Genomic DNA, 17,624 nt, shown 5'->3' with positions numbered 1-17,624 from the left:
CCATGTTGAGATAGATATAAATTAAAAAGAAATGCCATAACCAATACCAAAGATAAAGCGGCTACCATCACCCGCATTGCCAGTAATATCAGTAACAGCTGGCGTGATGACTAAAGGAGTTTTCTTAAATGGTGTGATAGATAATCCTAGAGTTAAATCTTGTCCAGTCCATTCTGCGATCGCATTCACTGGTTGAGCGACTCGTAAAGCTAAACTACCAAAAACACCGATAGAATCAACTTTATTTCTAATATCTGATTCTGAACGAAACTGACCGCCACCGATACCAGCAGAAACGTAAAGGCGACTAAAAGATTTGCTATCACTATCTTGTAGGCGAAACATTTTTGTAACTACACCGTAAGCACTTGTACCACCGTCAGTCTCACCAAAAGTCACAAAATTCTTCACACCGAAAGCTACAGCAAAATCATCTGGAAGTCTGCGATGTAGTTTAAAGCTTAGCGTACCATCCTGGAGATTATCTAGATCCACAATGCCTAAACTTACATCTAAACCAACTGACTTTTGAGCATCACCTAAACCAATACCAAACCCGATCACTCCATCGGCTGTGTCAGTAAAGCGAGTTCGAGATTGTAGCCCCAAGCCTACAGAAGCACTGCCCCAAGATTTACCATAACCAGATGGCGTTTGGATAGTAATACCAGGAGATGGAACCGAACTCGACCGCTTTTTCCTAAAGACTGCGGGTATTCTTTGTGGTTGAAACGGCTTTTGTTCTGGGTAGGCTGGTTCTATTTGTAAAGGTTGTTGTCCAACTGGCTTTGATGTTTGATCGCTTGTGATTCCAGTATCCTGAGCTACGGAAAAAGGCGATATCTCTATCATTGTGGGAGGAGAAATTGTAGGATTTACAGACTCTCTACTAAGTTGTTCTGTAGTATTAAATGCTTTTAAATCCTTTGAGCCTGAAGACTCATCAGTAACAAATTCATCTGCATAAATAATTCCATTAGAGAAATTAGTACTATCCGTTTGGATAATGGGATATTCTCCTAAAAAGTAAACCATATTTATCCTATTTAATTAATAATTGTGTTCGCGATAATAGCATTACCTACCGTTTAAAAGGTGAAGAATTCGATGCTTGTAACAATTTGATATATGCAAAATTTAATATTTAATTGAATATTTACTATCTAGTAAATAACTAAATATTTTATAAGTCTTTACACTTGAGGTTTACTTGCACATAAAAAGAAACTAGGCAGCGATGTCTGGCGACAAGACGCGAAGCGCCTACGCTTAACGCAAAACTCAAGTTAGTGGTGGGAATGAATTAGTCATTTAGCCTTGTTGGGTGATGTTCTAAAATTACGTTTCCTGTCAAGCTAGAAAAGTACAATTGCTGCAAGAACTGTTCTTGGATGAATCAAATTAACCTCTGGACTTCTGCTGACCATGCCTTGAAATATCTAGCTCAGGCAGACTCTATACCCCACCGTACTGAAGGTGAAGCAGTCTTACTAGAACAAGTCCCAAAGACTGTAAAGCGCATTCTGGATTTAGGTACTGGTGATGGTCGTTTACTAGCACTACTCAAGCTTGACCGTCCCCAAGTGCAAAGCATAGCCATTGATTTTTCTGCAACTATGTTAGAGGCGGTAAAAACGCGGTTTGCTGGTGATACGACAGTGCAAGTAATTGCTCACAACTTAGATCAACCTCTGCTAGAATTAGGTTTTTTTGACGCAGTAGTTTCCAGCTTTGCTATTCACCACCTCACCCACGATCGCAAACTTTCCCTATACACAGAAATTTTTCAAATATTGGAACCAGGTGGTATTTTTTGCAATTTAGAGCATGTTGCCTCACCCACACCAGCATTGCACGAGCATTTTTTACAAAAACTCGGTATTGCACCAGAAAATGACGACCCATCCAATAAACTTTTAGACGTAGAAACACAGCTGAGTTGGCTGCGAAATATTGGCTTCATTGATGTAGATTGTTATTGGAAGTGGCTAGAACTTGCACTGTTAATTGGCGTAAAACCTAACTCAATTAATGTTTGAGTTAGGATGTGAAATGATGAGAGCGATAAAAAAGCGATCGCGATGGTTGTAACTACAGCTAAGTGGACAATAGATGATTACCACCGCATGATTGCAGCCGGGATCTTGGATGATCGGCGTGTGGAACTATTGAAGGGAGAGATTGTAGAGATGTCACCCGAAGGCGAACCCCACGCCTATTTTAGTAGTGAAGCAGGGGAATATCTTACTCGCTTATTGGGCGAACGAGCTACAATTCGTCCAGCAAAACCGATTACACTTTCTAATAACTCTGAACCAGAACCAGATATTGCCATTGTGCAACGCTTGGGGCGTGAATACTTAAATCATCATCCTTATCCTGAAAATATTTTCTGGTTGATTGAATACTCCGATTCCAGCTTAGACAAAGATTTTGAGATTAAAACTAAAATCTATGCTGAAGCTGAAATCCCTGAATACTGGGTGGTGAACCTCAAAAAAAGGCAGCTTGTAGTATTTCGAGAGCCGCAAGATGGTGAGTACGCTTCTAAATCTACACTCACAGACGGAACTATGTATCCAATATCATTTCCAGATATAGCTGTTGCAGTAAATTTGATTGTCAGTACTTAAATCTCACATTCCGTTTTGAGATTAAGGTAATGAATATGTGTAAGTAGCTAAATTTTTCACCAGATATTTTATGGATGTTCTTCATCCGCTTTCAGATTTTCTTGACTGGAATTGTACACTCAACAACACAGCCCCGAACTATTACTATGAAGGGTATTGTCCTCAAAGCGGTAATTTGCTGAGACTACCACGCACTCCTGTAGTAGAAGCGATCGCTCAAAGTTTAATGCAAAAACTTGCCAGCGATGAGCTTTATTCTCAAGAAGGCAAGATGTATGGAGTATTGCTAGTTGAACTACCTACTGGTGAACAGCGAGTTATCAAAGCTTTCTCCGGTTTGTTGAATGGTTGCAATGTAGTTGAGGGTTGGGTTCCGCCCATTCCGGGACGAGAGGAAGTTGCTTTAGACGAAGCTAGAACTTTGGCGGAATTGGAAGCTATCAAGCAAGAATTAATTACCTTGAACAAACTTCCCCAAAGACAACAATACGAAACTCTATCTCGTGAATTTGAACAGCAATTGCAAGCAACGCGCGATCGCCATCGTAATTGCAAACATCAACGTCAAGAAAAACGTCAGCAAATCTGCACGATACTCACAGGTGAAGCACTTACTATTGCTCTTGAACAACTTGATGAAGCAAGCCGCCAGCAGGGAATCGAACAACGCCAACTTAAACGCCAACAAAATGAAGTGTTGCAGCCGCTTAAGCAAGTAATTGCAGCAGCAGATAGGCGGATGCAGGAACTGAAACAACAACGTAAACAACTTTCTCGCCAACTGCAAGCGCAGATGCACGCGGCTTACACCCTGATCAATTTTTTCGGAAAATCGCGATCGCTACAACAATTGATGCCAAAAGGCTTACCCACAGGCACAGGTGACTGTTGCGCCCCCAAACTGTTGCAATATGCGGCAACACATCATTTAAAACCATTAGCAATGGCAGAGTTTTGGTGGGGATCTGCCACCGCCGATAAAATTCCCGGAAGATTTTACGGTGCTTGTGCAGAACGCTGTCAGCCATTGATGGGGTTTTTGCTGTCAGGGTTCTCAGAAATTAATTTAATTAATCACAACGCAGAACCCCACCCCCAACCCCTCCCCGCAAGCGAGGAGGGGAGCAAAAGCGCAAGTTTTAATATGAGCAATTCAACGAATATCATATTGCTTTTTGAACAAGAAAAAGCAGAAACACTATCGATTATTTACGAAGACAAATGGTTGATTGCCATTAACAAACCCCCAGGATTATTATCCGTTCCCGGTCGTTATTTTGATACCCAAGACAGCGTTCTTAGTCGTTTGCGGAATTTATTACCGGAGGGTATGTCACTCAATGCCGTGCATCGGCTAGATCAAGACACTTCTGGAATTTTGCTGTTGGCACGCGATCGCCAAACCTATCGCCAACTGAGTCTACAATTTCAACAACAGCAAGTTCACAAAGTTTATGAAGCCCTACTTTCTGGGATTGTAACCGCCGATCAAGGTCTAATTGAATTGCCACTTTGGGGAAATCCCGATAACCGCCCCTATCAGCAAGTTGATTGCCGCTATGGTAAACCCAGCATCACCCATTTTCAAGTCCTAGTCATAGAGGGAAACTATACTCGTGTTGAGTTTACACCGCTAACAGGACGCACTCATCAGTTAAGAGTTCATGCTGCTGATGTGCAAGGTCTAGGGGTAGCTATTTTGGGCGATCGCCTTTATGGTTATAGTGCAGTTGCCAGTCGCTTATATTTGCACGCGAGGCAACTTCGCTTCCTGCATCCGCACTTGGGAGAAACCCTGCAAATATGGGCAAAGACGCCATTTTGAAGATGTTGCTAACGTTTGTATACTACGACCATTGGTGTCACTTCTGGCCGATTGGGATTGGTCAGTCTTAATCGATAATAAGTTCTTAAAATATTTTGATTTTTATCTCCTCGTATTGTCACTATATAAGTAGCTTTTTGAGAAGAGTCCTTTTCAACTTTTTCAATTAGCTTATCTTGAATAAGTTGAGCTTGTGTTAATCTTTGCGGTATTCGTGAATTAGTTCGCCAAAGACAAAAAACACCTCTAGAATTGGGAAATTTTAGTACTTGTAAAATGTATTTTTGATTATCAACCTCAAAGCCAGATGTCAAAAATACTGTTCCTTGGCTCTGTGGTGGTATTTTCTTAAAAATTTCTTGTGTTCTCTCATGAAACTGACAGTTCTTATCAATAATTGGTTCACCAGCAGCAACGGGTTTTGATAGTATTTCTATGTTGACAGTAAATAAACTTAAACCTGTTAAACTCCAAGCAATAGGTTTTAACCAACAGAACATATATTTTACTCCTAATTCAATCTATTGTGACGGAGTAAAATTTTAGGTAGTTCCTATAAGGTTTTGGATAATTCAGATAATATCCGATTGCAGTACCGGAAAGCTATATAAAATTTTGTATTTACTAAAATTATCCTTATAAAATATTTTTGTATGGGATAAAAATATTATGTCAAAAAAAGATTGGTACAGCGTTAAATACTACTATGAAGAGGATTCTAGTAGGAAGCAACCACCATCATTTGACAAAATGCTTTGGTTAGTTGACGAAATCATTGAATCTAAGTATTCAGAGTTATTCTTCCCAGTGCTGTCATGTGGAACTCTCGTGATCAATCTATCTGATAATTGGCGTGACAACAGTAAACTGCCGAGGATTGCTATATATCCAAAATGGAACTGGTTCACATTTCACTTAAGCCACTTCAATGAGGCTGACGAGTATATATTTGATGAGTATAAAGTTCCGATTGATCAATCGGAGAATGTAAGAGCAACTATCTTCGAGCTTCTCGAACGTCTTGATAATTGGCGTAAGTCTCACGGTAACTAGTACAGAATAAGAATTTTGACTTCCGCCTAACAGTACTAGTGGGTTTCTGAGAGCGATCACAAAACCCACAAACTTATCAAGTTCCACATTTATCTGTGTCTATCCGTGGTTCTATTAATCTATCCGACAACGCCCCTCAGTATTACAAGCCAGTCGCTCTTGACGCTGAGCTACAATATCTTCTAACTTCGGTCGTCCTGTGATCGCGAGTCGCCATTTTGCCCAAACTCCATAGAGAAAATCTGCGATCGCACCAATAATAGGTAACTGGGTTATGGCATAAACCCAACCCATTCCCAGAATTTCGTAAACGCGCCGAAACACCTCAACATTTTGTACCACTGTTCCATTTGGTAAAACTGCATGGATGCGCCCCATTGCTGTTTCAAAGTCTACTCCGCCATGTGCTTCGGGGTTATAGTCATCGTCTGCAATATCGACAAATTTTACCAACCCTCGACCTGCATCTCGTTTTTGCAGAAAATTGACCTCGCGCATACACAAAGGACATTCACTGTCATACAACAGCTCGATTTTCCATACAGGTGCAGTAGATACAGGTGGAGTTAGCACTTTATCGGAACTATAGGATTGTGAATTTGATAAAGACATAAATGATTGTTAATTAAGTTTCTGGTACTTAACATTGTAGAAAATTTAAGATATATAAACAAATGTTTCAATTTAAATATTTTTTTCTGAGATACGCATTTTATATGTACTTTCACATAGCCCTAAAGATATAGATTTTTCTATGTCTACTGAAGTAAATACTTATTCACAATTGTTTACAAACTCTAGTAGAATAGCTTTATTCACAGATAAGTATTTATTCTCATTGACATGATAGCGGATCGATTTCCTTGGCTTACCGCGATTGTTCTACTGCCACTGGTTGCTTCCCTGCTCATCCCTGTGCTGCCTGATAAAGATGGCAAGCGCGTGCGGTGGTATGCCCTAGGTGTAGGTATCGCAGATTTTATTTTGATGTGCTACGCCTTTTGGAAGCATTACGATGCAAGCAGTGCTAGTTTTCAACTCGTGGATAATTATGCCTGGGTGCCTCAGTTAGGTTTAAGCTGGGCATTATCGGTCGATGGGCTATCAGCCCCACTTGTGCTGCTGGCAGGATTTGTAACGACACTCTCGATGTTTTCCGCATGGCAAGTTGACCGCAGACCCCGGCTATTCTACTTTTTAATGCTCGTGCTGTATTCAGCACAGATAGGGGTTTTTGTGGCCAAAGACTTGCTGCTGTTTTTCATCATGTGGGAAGTCGAGCTGATTCCTGTTTACCTCCTCGTCTGCATTTGGGGCGGACAAAAGCGTCGCTACGCAGCCACAAAATTCTTGTTATATACAGCAGCCGCTTCTATATTTATTCTCGTGGCAGCCTTGGCAATGGCGCTTTATGGAGGTGGCAACATAACATTTGATATGGTCGCTTTGGGGATGAAAGAGTACCCCCTTGGTTTAGAACTGCTGCTATATGCAGGATTGCTAATTGCCTTTGGTGTCAAGCTTGCTATTTTCCCCTTACACACTTGGTTGCCAGATGCCCACGGTGAAGCATCTGCTCCCGTATCGATGATTTTGGCGGGTGTGCTCCTGAAAATGGGCGGTTACGGGCTAATCCGCCTAAACCTTGAACTTTTACCTGACGCACACGTTTATTTCGCACCTGTTTTAGCCATTCTGGGTGTTGTCAACATTATTTATGGTGCATTGAACTCTTTTGCCCAGACGAACATGAAGCGTCGCTTGGCGTATTCGTCAATTTCCCACATGGGATTTGTACTGCTGGGGATTGCGTCCTTCACCGATTTGGGAATCAACGGCGCAATGTTACAGATGATTTCCCACGGTCTGATTGCATCGGTGCTGTTCTTCTTGGCAGGGGTGACTTATGACCGTACCCATACAATGGCAATGGAAAATATGGGTGGTATTGGTCAAGCAATGCCCAAAGTATTTGCTCTGTTTACAATAGGTGCAATGGCTTCGCTGGCTCTCCCTGGTATGAGTGGCTTTGCTGGCGAACTTTCAGTCTTCGTTGGTTTGACAACTAGTGATGTTTACAGTTCAACTTTCTGCATAGTCACAGTTTTCCTCGCTGCTGTAGGAGTCATTCTTACACCAATCTATTTACTTTCCATGCTGCGACAAGTATTTTACGGTACTGGTAAAGCACCTAACTGTGACCTTGTAGATGCAAGCTGGAAGTATCAAGAAGCTGAAGAAGCAGTTTGTTTTGGTACAGATTGCGTCGTACCCACCGAAGCAGTATATAGAGATGCTAGTCCGCGGGAAGTATTTATTGCTGCCTGTTTTATCGTGCTGATTATCGGCATCGGCTTCTACCCCAAAGTAGCTATGCAGATGTACGATGTGAAGACTGTGGCAGTGAATGCTCAGGTTCGCCAATCATATACCGTCATCTCGCAAGCAAATCCCCATATTTATGCCAGTGGATTCTTAGCGCCTAAGATTGCAGAGGCTGAGGTGGCACCAGTTTTGGCAACAATAAAGTAAGCTTTTCGACCTCTATTATCTGTTGAAAATTAAGCGATCGCTCTTTTTTTGGGGCGATCGTTTTTTATTAGTGAGTCGCGTGTCAGTATGAAATAAAAAGCGCTGAAGTCAACGGAGGTAAAAAGATGAGCGTAACCATTCCCATTCAAGCCATTGAACTCACCCCCGGTAGCCAGATTATTATCTCTAACCTATCCTGGCAGGACTTTGAGCAAATTCTTACCGACTTAGGAGAAAAGCGCAGTAGTCGCTTCACTTACTACCGAGGAACTTTAGAAATCATGTCCCCGCTAGCATTACATGAACGTCCTCACCGGATTATTGCCGATATCGTCAAAGCCATGTTAGACATTCAAGGACGAGATTGGGAAGATTTTGGCTCAACCACCCTAAAACGTCCAGAAATTGCTGGCATTGAACCAGATACCTGCTTTTACATCCAAAATGCTGACCGAGTGCAAGGGTGTACGAACTTGAATTTAAAAGAGTATCCACCCCCAGATTTAGCTATAGAATCTGATGTTACCTCTAAAACCACCCTTGATGCCTACGAAGCAATGGGTGTTCCCGAAGTTTGGATTTACCGCAACAAACAGTTAAAAATATATCTTCTCTCTGATGAAGGCTACGTGGAAACATCAGTCAGTCTAATCTTTCCCGACTTATCTTTAATTGAACTAATTCCTCAAATGGTGCAAAAAGCGATTGACCAAGGAACAAGTAAAATGTTACGCGACCTGAAAATTCAATTTCGCCAGTCATAAAAAATTCCCCCAGAAATTCTGAGGGAGGTTGGAGAAAGAGTATTTTAGATGAGAGAACTATGCAGGGTTGAATTGAGATCTGCGTTGCAGTAGTTGGATAATCGCAGCCTTCTCTAGAATTCCTACTAGCACGCCGTTTTCACGAATTACAGTCAGTGCAGATAGTTGTTGTTGTTCGAGTAGCTGAACTACTTCCACTAAAGGTTTGTCCGATTGAACTGTGGTAGATTCTGCAATTGTTCGCATTACTTCTTTGACTTGAGTCTCTGACCACTGTGTTGTTGGAATAGTTCGCAAATCATTAGCAGCGATCGCACCTACTAATTGTCCCTCATCGTCGGTCACTAAGAACCGATGCCAGCTTTCTCCACCCAAGATGCGCTCATCAGCAAACTCTCTGATGGTTTGATTAACAGAAACAATTGGGCTGTTAGGGGTTACAGCATCCGCAGCTGTTAAACCTGTGAGTTTTTCTTGTACTCTGGCAAATTGCGCCGCATTACCTGCATTTTGCAGCAAGAAGAAACCGATTAACAAGTTCCAAATATTAGCAAAGCTGCCAAAGTATAGTATTGGAATTAAACCAGAGGCGATCGCTACCCAACCAAATATTTGTCCAACTCGGCTGGCAAACCTTACACCTTTGTAGGGGTTACCTGTAATCTTCCAAACTAAAGCTTTCAGTATATTCCCGCCATCTAAAGGTAAGCCAGGAATTAAGTTAAATAGCGCTAACGCCAGATTAACAGACGCCAGAACACCAAGAATAGCTGCGAGTGGACCTGTTGCCGCAGTAGCATAACCAATGCCTGTAACCCCAGCGCATATTAGTAAGCTAACTAAAGGTCCCGCGATCGCTACCCAGAAAGCTTCGCCTGGGGTTTTCGATTCCTTTTCTAAGCTGGCTAAACCGCCGAATATAAATAGTGTGATTGATTTGACATCAATTCCTTGACGAATAGCTACGAAGCTATGTCCTAATTCGTGGGCGACGACAGAGGCAAATAACAACAGCGCTGTCATCAATCCTAGTAGCAAAGCTAGTCCCCCAGATAATAGAGGAAATTGCCCCATCAGTCCGCTGCTATAGGTCCAAGTTACCAAACCAAGCACTAAAAACCACGACGGATGGATGTAGAAGGGAATCCCGAAGAGATTACCAACGCGTATTGTGCCATTCATGTCGTTCACCTTTGATTTCTGCTTCTAGAGGTTTGCTTTCATTCCTCTTGATGTTTCTAGTGTAACGAAATGTAAATGGTTATTAATCTTTCTGCTGGTAGTGGTGTCCGTCAGTTGAGGTGCGGTTATTTGGATGTGGATGTTTTGATAGATGCTGGCAAAGCGTAAAAACCTAAGTGATTACCAACTGGACGTTCTCGCATAGGCAGTTTGGTATGAATCGGAGCATTTAAAACCTTTGCGCCATTAGGCTTTCCAATAACTAATGTGGCAGAACCGCCGCCATCCATGTTGAGTGCAGCATCAGCGCCTAAATCTATTGCAGCCTTTGCCAACTCAGTCAGAGTCAGTCCTTCACTGTAGAAGGGTTGTTTCCCATCTACAACAATTAGCCATAGTTTATTACCCTCCCGGTTGATAGCGGCTGCTACACGTGGGTACGGTTTATTTTCGCGAATCTGAGAAATAACAGCCTTACCATTAGCAACTAACATTTCTTGCCCTGCAACGCCTTGAACTGTATTTAGAGGACATTTGCCACTGGCGAAGATATGGGCAAGATTATTTTTAGAAAAGCAAACGACTGCCCTATTTGATTCTGGTTTGGAATAATGATATCCATTAGAGATGACCTCTCCTAAAGGATAGGAAGGATCTCCACTATGGGGATAGTAGTCCCAAGGTGTTTTTTCATAAAAATGATGGAAGTAGCTAGCATTGACTGCCAATTGCAGCTTAAATTCCCGAAGAAATTCTGAGGTAGTTCGGGCGTTAGTTTTTCTACCACTGCTAATTGGCATTCCTGGAGTTACCAGAGGTTTTATTCCCGGTGCTGTCAAGTCAACAGTGACGATATGGATCGTGACAGGACGTGGTTTAGAAATAGCACGAAGTTGATAAACAATGCCTGTAAACAATGTTTGCTGTCGATTCGCCCGGAACGGACGTAAAACACACAACCATCCGTAGAAGATTGCGGGAGATAACAGCAGAGTTAAAAAAGCTGCGATCAAAAATCGTCGGATGTAAACTTGGTAGCGATGATGCATAACTTTTTAGAGGACAGTCTTTTTAGTGTTCGTGCACCCTAATGCCAAGTAGCTGTCTATGTAATTATGGCGAATAAATCAATTCAATACACTTAATAAAATGGTTACTTGCAAACCATGTGATTTGATTCCAGATAGGAAAACCGTACTTGGGGATATTTTTCTAGAAATTCCTACCTAAGGCACTATCTAGATTTGTTAGTGTAGGGATAATGAAAATAGTGCTGATAGTGCTGGGGTAACTGGACAACTTCTGTCGAGCGGTAAGTCTTTATGAGAATTAATAGTCAGAGAAAGAATTATGACAGCATTTGAACCAAAAAGCATCCGTTCTTATAGCCAAGAAGATGTACAGCAAATTCTCCAATTGGCGATCGCTAGTCATGCTGACAACATAGATAGAGAATTTTCTTACGAAGAGTTGTTAGAAATTGCTGCTGAGTTAGAAATTGCTCCAGATTCCTTAAAGCTAGCAGAACGCGACTGGCAGATGCAACAGAGCGAAGTGCAACAGCGCCGAGTTTTTCAGATCTACCGCCGAGGTAGATTTAAGAAGCGTTTGGGTAATTACGCGATCGCTAATGCTTTTTTTGTTCTCGTAGATTTGATTAGTGGTGGCGGTCTTTCTTGGTCGCTGTATATATTGCTATTCTGCGGTTCTGTTGTCGGGTGGGATCTTTGGAATACTTTCTTGATGAAAGGTGAAGAGTACGAAAGGGCTTTTCAAAGGTGGAATCGCAAACATCAGATTAAACAAACCATCAACTCAGTTTTGAATAGATGGTTTAGAGCGTTGCAAGCTTAGGCTAAAAATGCGATCGCCCTGCTAGCAAACGAGGCGGGAATAGACAAGTCAGTCACGCATGAAAATGGGCATGGGGCATTTTTCATTTGTCCCCAATCCCTAATCCTTATTTTCAAGACAGCAATTTAAAGTTTATTTGGATCAATTCCCCTCTGTTGTAACTTAATTAAAAGTTCTTGAAGCTGTTGTTGGGTTTGCGCTAATTGTTGCTCTTGCTCCTCTAAGACTTCTTCTGGTGTTGAGTATCTGTTACCATTCTCGTTATACCAATACAGCCATTCTCTGGTCATGCCTTGATAGGTTCCTCTTTCGCGTCCAATGCCTAAACCCACTTCCGGCATCCAGACTTTATCTCCTGCTTGTAAAATATATTTATCTTCAACTAAACGATAAACTTCTAAACGTTGGCGCTTACGCCGCAGGCGTGTTGGTGCATAAATGACATAATACAAAACACCCAACTCAGCATAATCTAATTTCTTTTGTTCATATTCGTAATTATAAGTTTGAGAAACAATTTCTAAAGCTACAATTGGCGCAATCCCGTCTTCTTCCCAAAGTACATAGCTAGAACGTCCATTCTCTCCTACAAAACGTTCTACGCCCAAACTTAAAAATCCATCAGGTACAATTGCAGGCTTACTGGTTGTATAGTAAATTCCCATGTTAATACCAAAAAACCAGTCATCACGGTTTTGCCAAATTGCGCCTAAGATGGCTAACAATAAACTAGGAATTAGTATTTGCAGCTCGTTATCCACGGGTATTTCATTAGAATCTGGCAATTCTGCCGAGGAAGGTAGGCACTCTAACGGATTGTAGTTGAACATAAGCAGTCCTCAATCCTCAAATTCCAAATTTCAACTCATTTACCCATAACTCAAGGTTAACTCAGCCTGCTAATCAGAGACGTTCACTTTAGATTTAATCCATTGCTAACCGTAAAGCTGGAAACTAGCGCTGAAATTTATCAGTATCCAGTTCCTAAGCATAGGGGAACTTTCGTAGTTGATACTCTGCTGACTCCACCAAGTCATAAGTATCTCCCAAAGCTGCGGCAAACTTTTGTTCAACAGCCTCTAATTCTTCTGGAGGTATAGCTTGCCAATGCTCTCTTGTTGCCCAACGAATGACAAATATAATTTCTGTAGGGTCGTTGGGATTGATCCAAACTTCTTTACCTAGAAACCCAGGATACTTAGCAAGGGCGGTTGTCCAAATTTCCGCATCCTTTTGGATATAAGTTTCCCGCATCTCGGCAGCAATTTTAAACTTTAGCAGTTCTATAACCACACCTTGCCATTCCTTGTATTTGTCAATTTGCCAAAATAGAGTTGTAGGCTAGAATAACTACGCTTTTAGCATAGCTTGATTGCATACACTCAAGAGCAAGGGTTGGCTGGTTTGAAATAAGTAAGAGGAAGGGAGTATGGATAACAACAATTGGATGCAGCAGTTATTGATGCTTGGTATTGGCACAACATCCTTAGTAGCAGACAAACTGCGGCAAGTCAGCGATGAATTGGTTAAGGATGGCAAGCTTAACCCTGAGCAAGCAAAAGCTGTGATGGATGATATTGTACAGCAGTTGCGATCGGAGCAGGGCACTTGGGAAACTCAAATGCAACGGCAAATGCGTAATATGATGCAGGATTTGGGAGTTGCTCGTCAGTCAGAAGTAGATGAACTGCGGGGTAGAATTGACCGTTTAGAGCGTCAAGTGCGGGATTTAGAAAATAAGCTTTGGCGTTAGGATATCATTTGTGATTTAAACTAATTGTGTCCTGTTGGTCATACTGTTCCAAACTACCTAAGTAGGGAGGGTTAATTTTGAAAGCAATTTTACTCAGCTTCGGGTTAATGCTGGTATGTGTTGGGGTTTTGGTATTAGCGCAAGTTGGTAGTAAACAGGACTCTGCCATTGCTGCTAATTTCACTCAAGCTACACCAGCGCCCACTACTGTTACTGAAAACAATACCTTGATTGCGAGCAATACTATGTCTGATGCCAATGCCGTAACTACCCCCTCTGGATTGAAATATATTGAATTACAAGAGGGGACTGGGGCGACTCCTCAAACCGGACAAAAGGTTGTAGTTCACTACACCGGCACTCTGGAAGATGGTACAAAGTTTGATAGTTCACGCGATCGCAACCGTCCTTTCGACTTTAAACTTGGCGTTGGACAGGTAATTAAAGGTTGGGACGAAGGACTTAGCACCATGAAAGTAGGCGGTCGTCGTCAGTTAATTATCCCACCAGAATTAGGTTATGGCTCTCGTGGTGCTGGTGGTGTGATTCCACCCAACGCCACCTTAATTTTTGATGTAGAATTGCTAGACATTAAATAGCAATTACTATTAGTCAGTTATCAGTGAACAGTTATTAGTTATCAGGTTTAGAAACATTCTCAAAGCTAATAAATTTATTGGTGGAGAAAAAGAATTTTTTCTGTGTTTAAATCACCGAAATTTAGTTATGGTATTTAACTGGTAATTGCTAACTGATAACTGACAAATTTAATATCAATAATTATTTGGTCTAGCTAAATTCTTAAACTTTGTAAACTGCGGATCGAATAAAAGTTTTACCGTACCTGTCGGACCGTTACGGTGTTTAGCTACTATTACTTCCGCGATCCCGCGATCGGGACTGTCATTATTGTAGTAATCATCCCGGTACAACATTATTACTAAATCCGCATCTTGTTCAATTGACCCAGATTCTCTTAAATCTGACAACATTGGGCGTTTATTAGTACGTGCTTCTACTCCTCGGCTTAACTGAGATAAAGCAATAACTGGAACTGATAATTCCCGCGCTAATCCCTTCAAAGAGCGGGTAATTTTAGATAATTCTTGTACTCGGTTATCACCGCCTCCTTCCATTAGTTGTAAGTAATCTATGACAATTAATCCCAATTCCATACCTTGTTCTGCTTGCAGTCGCCGCGCCTGACTACGCATTTGAGTAACGGTAATATTGGGCGTGTCATCAATAAAAATTGGCATCTCCGAAAGCATACCAATAGCACGGCTTAAAGGTTCCCACTGTGCTTGACTTAGACGTCCACTTCGCAGATAACCACTTTCAATTCCGGCTTCGCTGGCTAATAGACGTTGCACTAGCTGTTCTTTAGACATTTCTAAACTGAAAACAGCCACGGGAAATCTATGAGAAGCAGCAATATTATAAGCAAGGTTCAGGCAAAATGCCGTTTTTCCCATTGATGGCCTGCCAGCGACAATAATCAAATCAGAACGCTGAAAGCCACTGGTCATGGCATCTAAATCGTAGAAACTGCACGTAATTCCAGGTAAGGCAATCCCTTGATTTCGCTCCTCAATATCCTGAAAATTACTAATCAGCGTATCAGAAATGTGAACTAAACCTGATTGGGGACGTTCTTGAGTAATACCAAAAACTTTCTGTTCTGCCTGATCTAAGACAATTGGTAACTCTTTCTCAGTCTCGTACCCAAGATGCACAATTTCATTGCCAGCTTTAATTAACTGTCGCCGCAGGAATTTGTCCATAACTAACCCTGCTAAGGCGTCGATATTGACTGCTGACACTGTGCGATCTACAAGGGTGGCTAATTTATTTCTCCCGCCAATGCGGGTAAGTATATCGTTATCAGCCAGCCAACTAGTCACTGAGAGCAAGTCTGTGGGTTTACCCTGCGCGTGGAGTCTTAGCGCTGCTTGATAAATATCTTTGTGGGCGCTAATGTAAAAAGCTTCTGAAATTAAGCGATCGCTAACTCGACCAATCGCTTCTGGATCTAGCAAAATTCCCCCCAAAATCGCTTCTTCTGCCTCAATGTTTTGGGGTGGGAGGCGGTCGCTACCACTGCCTTGAAAACTTAGTACTTCAGCCATAAGCGATTTTAAATTGGCGATCGAGGTTTAGCTATTACCCTTATAATCCAAAATTTACCCAACAACGATATTTTTGTTACTTGTTAACAACAATTTCTGTGCTCTTAAAATAAGAGTTTGATCACCACAGATAAACACAGAATCATTACACCTGTGGGCATCTGTGGTAAAAACTCAAAAATTAGTTAGCTAGCAACAACTTCAATATCGACTTGCGCTGTTACTTCCGAATGCAGTTTAATGTCAGCTTTGTAAGTGCCAAGATGGTTAATATCGGGGAGGGCAATACCGCGACGATCAATTTCTTGACCTGTAGCTGCTTTAATTGCATCTGCAACGTCTTGGCTAGTAACAGTACCGAAAATAGCTTCGCTTTCACCAACTTGCTTGGCAATTTTTAAGCTGCTAACTTGTTCCAGCGCTGCTTTTTGTTCCAAAGCTTGTTGTCTAAGTTCTAATTGCCGTTGACGCTCTTGTTCGCGACGGCGTTCTACTTGCTTGAGAATACCAGGAGTAGCATGAGTTGCCAATTTTTGGGGAATCAAATAATTACGAGCATAGCCAGGAGCTACATCCACTAAATCGCCTAATTTTCCCAGCTTACTAACATCCTGAGTTAAAACTAACTGTACGCGTTTCGCCATTGTTTTTCGTTTTCCTGTAGAATCTCATTAACTTGGGTTGCAGCCGGATAGCTCACAGATGTGTAGCTGTATCCCAAGTGGCTTGGCTTATACCCCAAAGCTTAAAGATCCTAGCGAATCGCAGGGTGCGATCGCAACTATTATTCTGCAAAAAGATTGTGTTGGCTCACAATACTGCGATCGCTCGTTCTACCAAATCCAGTCCTTGAGAGACAACCGCATCTCGCCAATCCTCATCCGCAGGTGCAAAAACCTCCATTAATCGCTGGCGTGTCCAATCTTTTGATGGGTGATTTGGTGGTGAAAAAAAGTGGGCACGATTCTCTGCCCGCAATGCCTCAACTACGTCAATAATCGGATAAGTGCCAAACTCTGCGGTGAGAAACTTGTAATTACATTGCGGAAATCTTGCTTTACACCAACTTCCCAATCCCCCACGAAATGTATAAGTAACCTTCCTTGTCTGATAAGCTTCCACGAAATCGGCTCCAAACTTCTCACTTAGCCACTGAGTAGACTCGGACTCAGGTGGATCGTCAATGAAAAGTTTATAGCTTGCCTTTTTACCTAGTCCTGTATGGAAGTCAATGTGCAGTACGTCTGTAGCATTCCCAATCCACCGGGAAAGGTTGGCATCCAAAATTTGATAAGTTTTTGAGGAACCAGATCCACCAAAGAATAGCCCTTGCGGAAAATCGTGTTGTCCTACTGGGAGGGTGGCTGTTAAAGAAGTAATGCCGTAGCGGAGAATAGTCGCGATCGCTTTGGCAACAAACGGCTCAAACCGCGATGGCGGTGAAGTTGGGTTGAAGAAAACATTTAAATCACCATATTTTGCCGGACTACCCCTGTATTCTTCATCTGGTAGCAGGAAATTACGGTTGAGATCGATATTTTCCTCATTCCATCGCCTACACCAAGCGAACCCATAAGGATTCAAGGCATGTAATAGTAATAAAGTAGTATCCTGGCTTTGGTTCCAACTTCCAAGACTCTCCTCAAGCAAAGCACACTGCACAGCAGAACCGAAGAATCCCTCCACCCCATGCAATCCACTGGAGACAACCACAATCTTTTGAGAATTAGGGTTTCTCAGAATAGCCACATCAATAGTTAAATCTTCCCCATCTGGCCCAGTTTGCTCGATGGAGTATGCTTCTAGACGACACCCCAATGCCAATGCTGAGGTACGGAAGCGATTCCGTGCTGTAGTGTAGTTGGGACAAAAGGTGCTATAGGGCATATCAATAATTCA

Annotated in this window: 19 protein-coding genes; 9 read left to right on the top strand and 10 right to left on the bottom strand. The window is 42.0% G+C overall.

Annotation, left to right across the window (positions count from 1 at the left end; all coding sequences use genetic code 11):
- Nucleotides 1-21: 21 nt before the first annotated feature.
- Nucleotides 22-1,035: a hypothetical protein gene (locus BV372_RS31250; RefSeq protein ID WP_179198297.1), complete on the bottom strand. Its 1,014-nt coding sequence runs from the start codon at nucleotides 1,033-1,035 to the stop codon at nucleotides 22-24.
- Nucleotides 1,036-1,391: 356 nt separating this feature from the next.
- Between BV372_RS31250 and BV372_RS31245 the strand changes: the two genes are divergently transcribed.
- From BV372_RS31245 to BV372_RS31235, 3 genes are all read left to right on the top strand, one after another.
- Nucleotides 1,392-2,039, top strand: a complete 648-nt coding sequence (locus BV372_RS31245; RefSeq protein WP_086690864.1) for a class I SAM-dependent methyltransferase — start codon at nucleotides 1,392-1,394, stop codon at nucleotides 2,037-2,039.
- 42 nt (nucleotides 2,040-2,081) lie between these two features.
- On the top strand, nucleotides 2,082-2,633 hold the full coding sequence (locus BV372_RS31240; RefSeq protein WP_086690862.1) for a Uma2 family endonuclease: 552 nt from the start codon (nucleotides 2,082-2,084) through the stop codon (nucleotides 2,631-2,633).
- 70 nt (nucleotides 2,634-2,703) lie between these two features.
- Complete coding sequence (locus tag BV372_RS31235) at nucleotides 2,704-4,458, top strand: RluA family pseudouridine synthase (RefSeq protein ID WP_086690860.1); 1,755 nt, start codon at nucleotides 2,704-2,706, stop codon at nucleotides 4,456-4,458.
- 8 nt (nucleotides 4,459-4,466) lie between these two features.
- On the opposite strand, the gene BV372_RS31230 is transcribed toward BV372_RS31235, so the two are convergent.
- Entirely contained in the window at nucleotides 4,467-4,958 is a 492-nt protein-coding gene (locus BV372_RS31230) for a hypothetical protein (RefSeq protein ID WP_086690859.1), read from the bottom strand.
- A 169-nt stretch (nucleotides 4,959-5,127) separates the two neighbouring features.
- Between BV372_RS31230 and BV372_RS31225 the strand changes: the two genes are divergently transcribed.
- Entirely contained in the window at nucleotides 5,128-5,511 is a 384-nt protein-coding gene (locus BV372_RS31225; RefSeq protein ID WP_086690856.1) for a hypothetical protein, read from the top strand.
- Between the two features lie 114 nt (nucleotides 5,512-5,625).
- On the opposite strand, the gene BV372_RS31220 is transcribed toward BV372_RS31225, so the two are convergent.
- Nucleotides 5,626-6,123 (bottom strand): thiol-disulfide oxidoreductase DCC family protein, encoded by a 498-nt coding sequence (locus tag BV372_RS31220; RefSeq protein ID WP_086690854.1) that lies wholly within the window; start codon nucleotides 6,121-6,123, stop codon nucleotides 5,626-5,628.
- A 231-nt stretch (nucleotides 6,124-6,354) separates the two neighbouring features.
- Here BV372_RS31220 and BV372_RS31215 point away from each other — a divergent pair, with 231 nt between their 5' ends.
- Complete coding sequence (locus BV372_RS31215; RefSeq protein WP_086690852.1) at nucleotides 6,355-8,043, top strand: NAD(P)H-quinone oxidoreductase subunit 4; 1,689 nt, start codon at nucleotides 6,355-6,357, stop codon at nucleotides 8,041-8,043.
- A gap of 125 nt (nucleotides 8,044-8,168) precedes the next feature.
- A complete protein-coding gene (locus tag BV372_RS31210; protein ID WP_086690850.1) occupies nucleotides 8,169-8,807 on the top strand; it encodes a Uma2 family endonuclease in 639 nt (212 codons plus the stop codon).
- A gap of 57 nt (nucleotides 8,808-8,864) precedes the next feature.
- Here BV372_RS31210 and BV372_RS31205 read toward each other — a convergent pair whose 3' ends face one another.
- Together BV372_RS31205 and BV372_RS31200 are read right to left on the bottom strand one after the other, a co-directional pair.
- Nucleotides 8,865-9,989 carry a site-2 protease family protein gene (locus BV372_RS31205; protein WP_086690848.1) on the bottom strand — a complete coding sequence of 375 codons (1,125 nt, stop codon included), beginning with the start codon at nucleotides 9,987-9,989 and terminating at the stop codon, nucleotides 8,865-8,867.
- Between the two features lie 125 nt (nucleotides 9,990-10,114).
- Complete coding sequence (locus tag BV372_RS31200) at nucleotides 10,115-11,038, bottom strand: phosphodiester glycosidase family protein (protein ID WP_179198296.1); 924 nt, start codon at nucleotides 11,036-11,038, stop codon at nucleotides 10,115-10,117.
- Between the two features lie 301 nt (nucleotides 11,039-11,339).
- On the opposite strand from BV372_RS31200, the gene BV372_RS31195 reads away from it, so the two are divergent.
- On the top strand, nucleotides 11,340-11,843 hold the full coding sequence (locus BV372_RS31195) for a 2TM domain-containing protein (protein ID WP_086690846.1): 504 nt from the start codon (nucleotides 11,340-11,342) through the stop codon (nucleotides 11,841-11,843).
- Nucleotides 11,844-11,968: 125 nt separating this feature from the next.
- On the opposite strand, the gene BV372_RS31190 is transcribed toward BV372_RS31195, so the two are convergent.
- Entirely contained in the window at nucleotides 11,969-12,673 is a 705-nt protein-coding gene (locus tag BV372_RS31190) for a Uma2 family endonuclease (RefSeq protein ID WP_086690845.1), read from the bottom strand.
- A gap of 154 nt (nucleotides 12,674-12,827) precedes the next feature.
- Nucleotides 12,828-13,136, bottom strand: coding sequence for a TIGR03792 family protein (locus BV372_RS31185; protein WP_086690843.1), 309 nt, complete (start codon nucleotides 13,134-13,136; stop codon nucleotides 12,828-12,830).
- Between the two features lie 136 nt (nucleotides 13,137-13,272).
- Between BV372_RS31185 and BV372_RS31180 the strand changes: the two genes are divergently transcribed.
- The gene (locus tag BV372_RS31180) at nucleotides 13,273-13,596 is read left to right on the top strand and encodes a phasin family protein (protein WP_086690842.1); all 324 of its coding nucleotides are present in this window, start codon (nucleotides 13,273-13,275) and stop codon (nucleotides 13,594-13,596) included.
- Nucleotides 13,597-13,673: 77 nt separating this feature from the next.
- Nucleotides 13,674-14,195: an FKBP-type peptidyl-prolyl cis-trans isomerase gene (locus tag BV372_RS31175; protein WP_086690840.1), complete on the top strand. Its 522-nt coding sequence runs from the start codon at nucleotides 13,674-13,676 to the stop codon at nucleotides 14,193-14,195.
- A gap of 174 nt (nucleotides 14,196-14,369) precedes the next feature.
- On the opposite strand, the gene dnaB is transcribed toward BV372_RS31175, so the two are convergent.
- From dnaB to BV372_RS31160, 3 genes are all read right to left on the bottom strand, one after another.
- Entirely contained in the window at nucleotides 14,370-15,725 is a 1,356-nt protein-coding gene (gene dnaB, locus BV372_RS31170) for a replicative DNA helicase (RefSeq protein ID WP_086690839.1), read from the bottom strand.
- A 185-nt stretch (nucleotides 15,726-15,910) separates the two neighbouring features.
- Nucleotides 15,911-16,369 (bottom strand): 50S ribosomal protein L9, encoded by a 459-nt coding sequence (gene rplI / locus BV372_RS31165; protein WP_086690838.1) that lies wholly within the window; start codon nucleotides 16,367-16,369, stop codon nucleotides 15,911-15,913.
- 166 nt (nucleotides 16,370-16,535) lie between these two features.
- A complete protein-coding gene (locus BV372_RS31160) occupies nucleotides 16,536-17,612 on the bottom strand; it encodes a DUF2817 domain-containing protein (protein ID WP_086690836.1) in 1,077 nt (358 codons plus the stop codon).
- Between the last annotated feature and the right edge of the window lie 12 nt (nucleotides 17,613-17,624).

Source organism: Nostoc sp. T09 (assembly GCF_002154695.1).
Lineage (GTDB): Bacteria > Cyanobacteriota > Cyanobacteriia > Cyanobacteriales > Nostocaceae > Aulosira.
The sequence above is the reverse complement of the archived record's forward strand: the minus strand, read 5'-3'. Positions and strand labels throughout refer to the sequence as shown.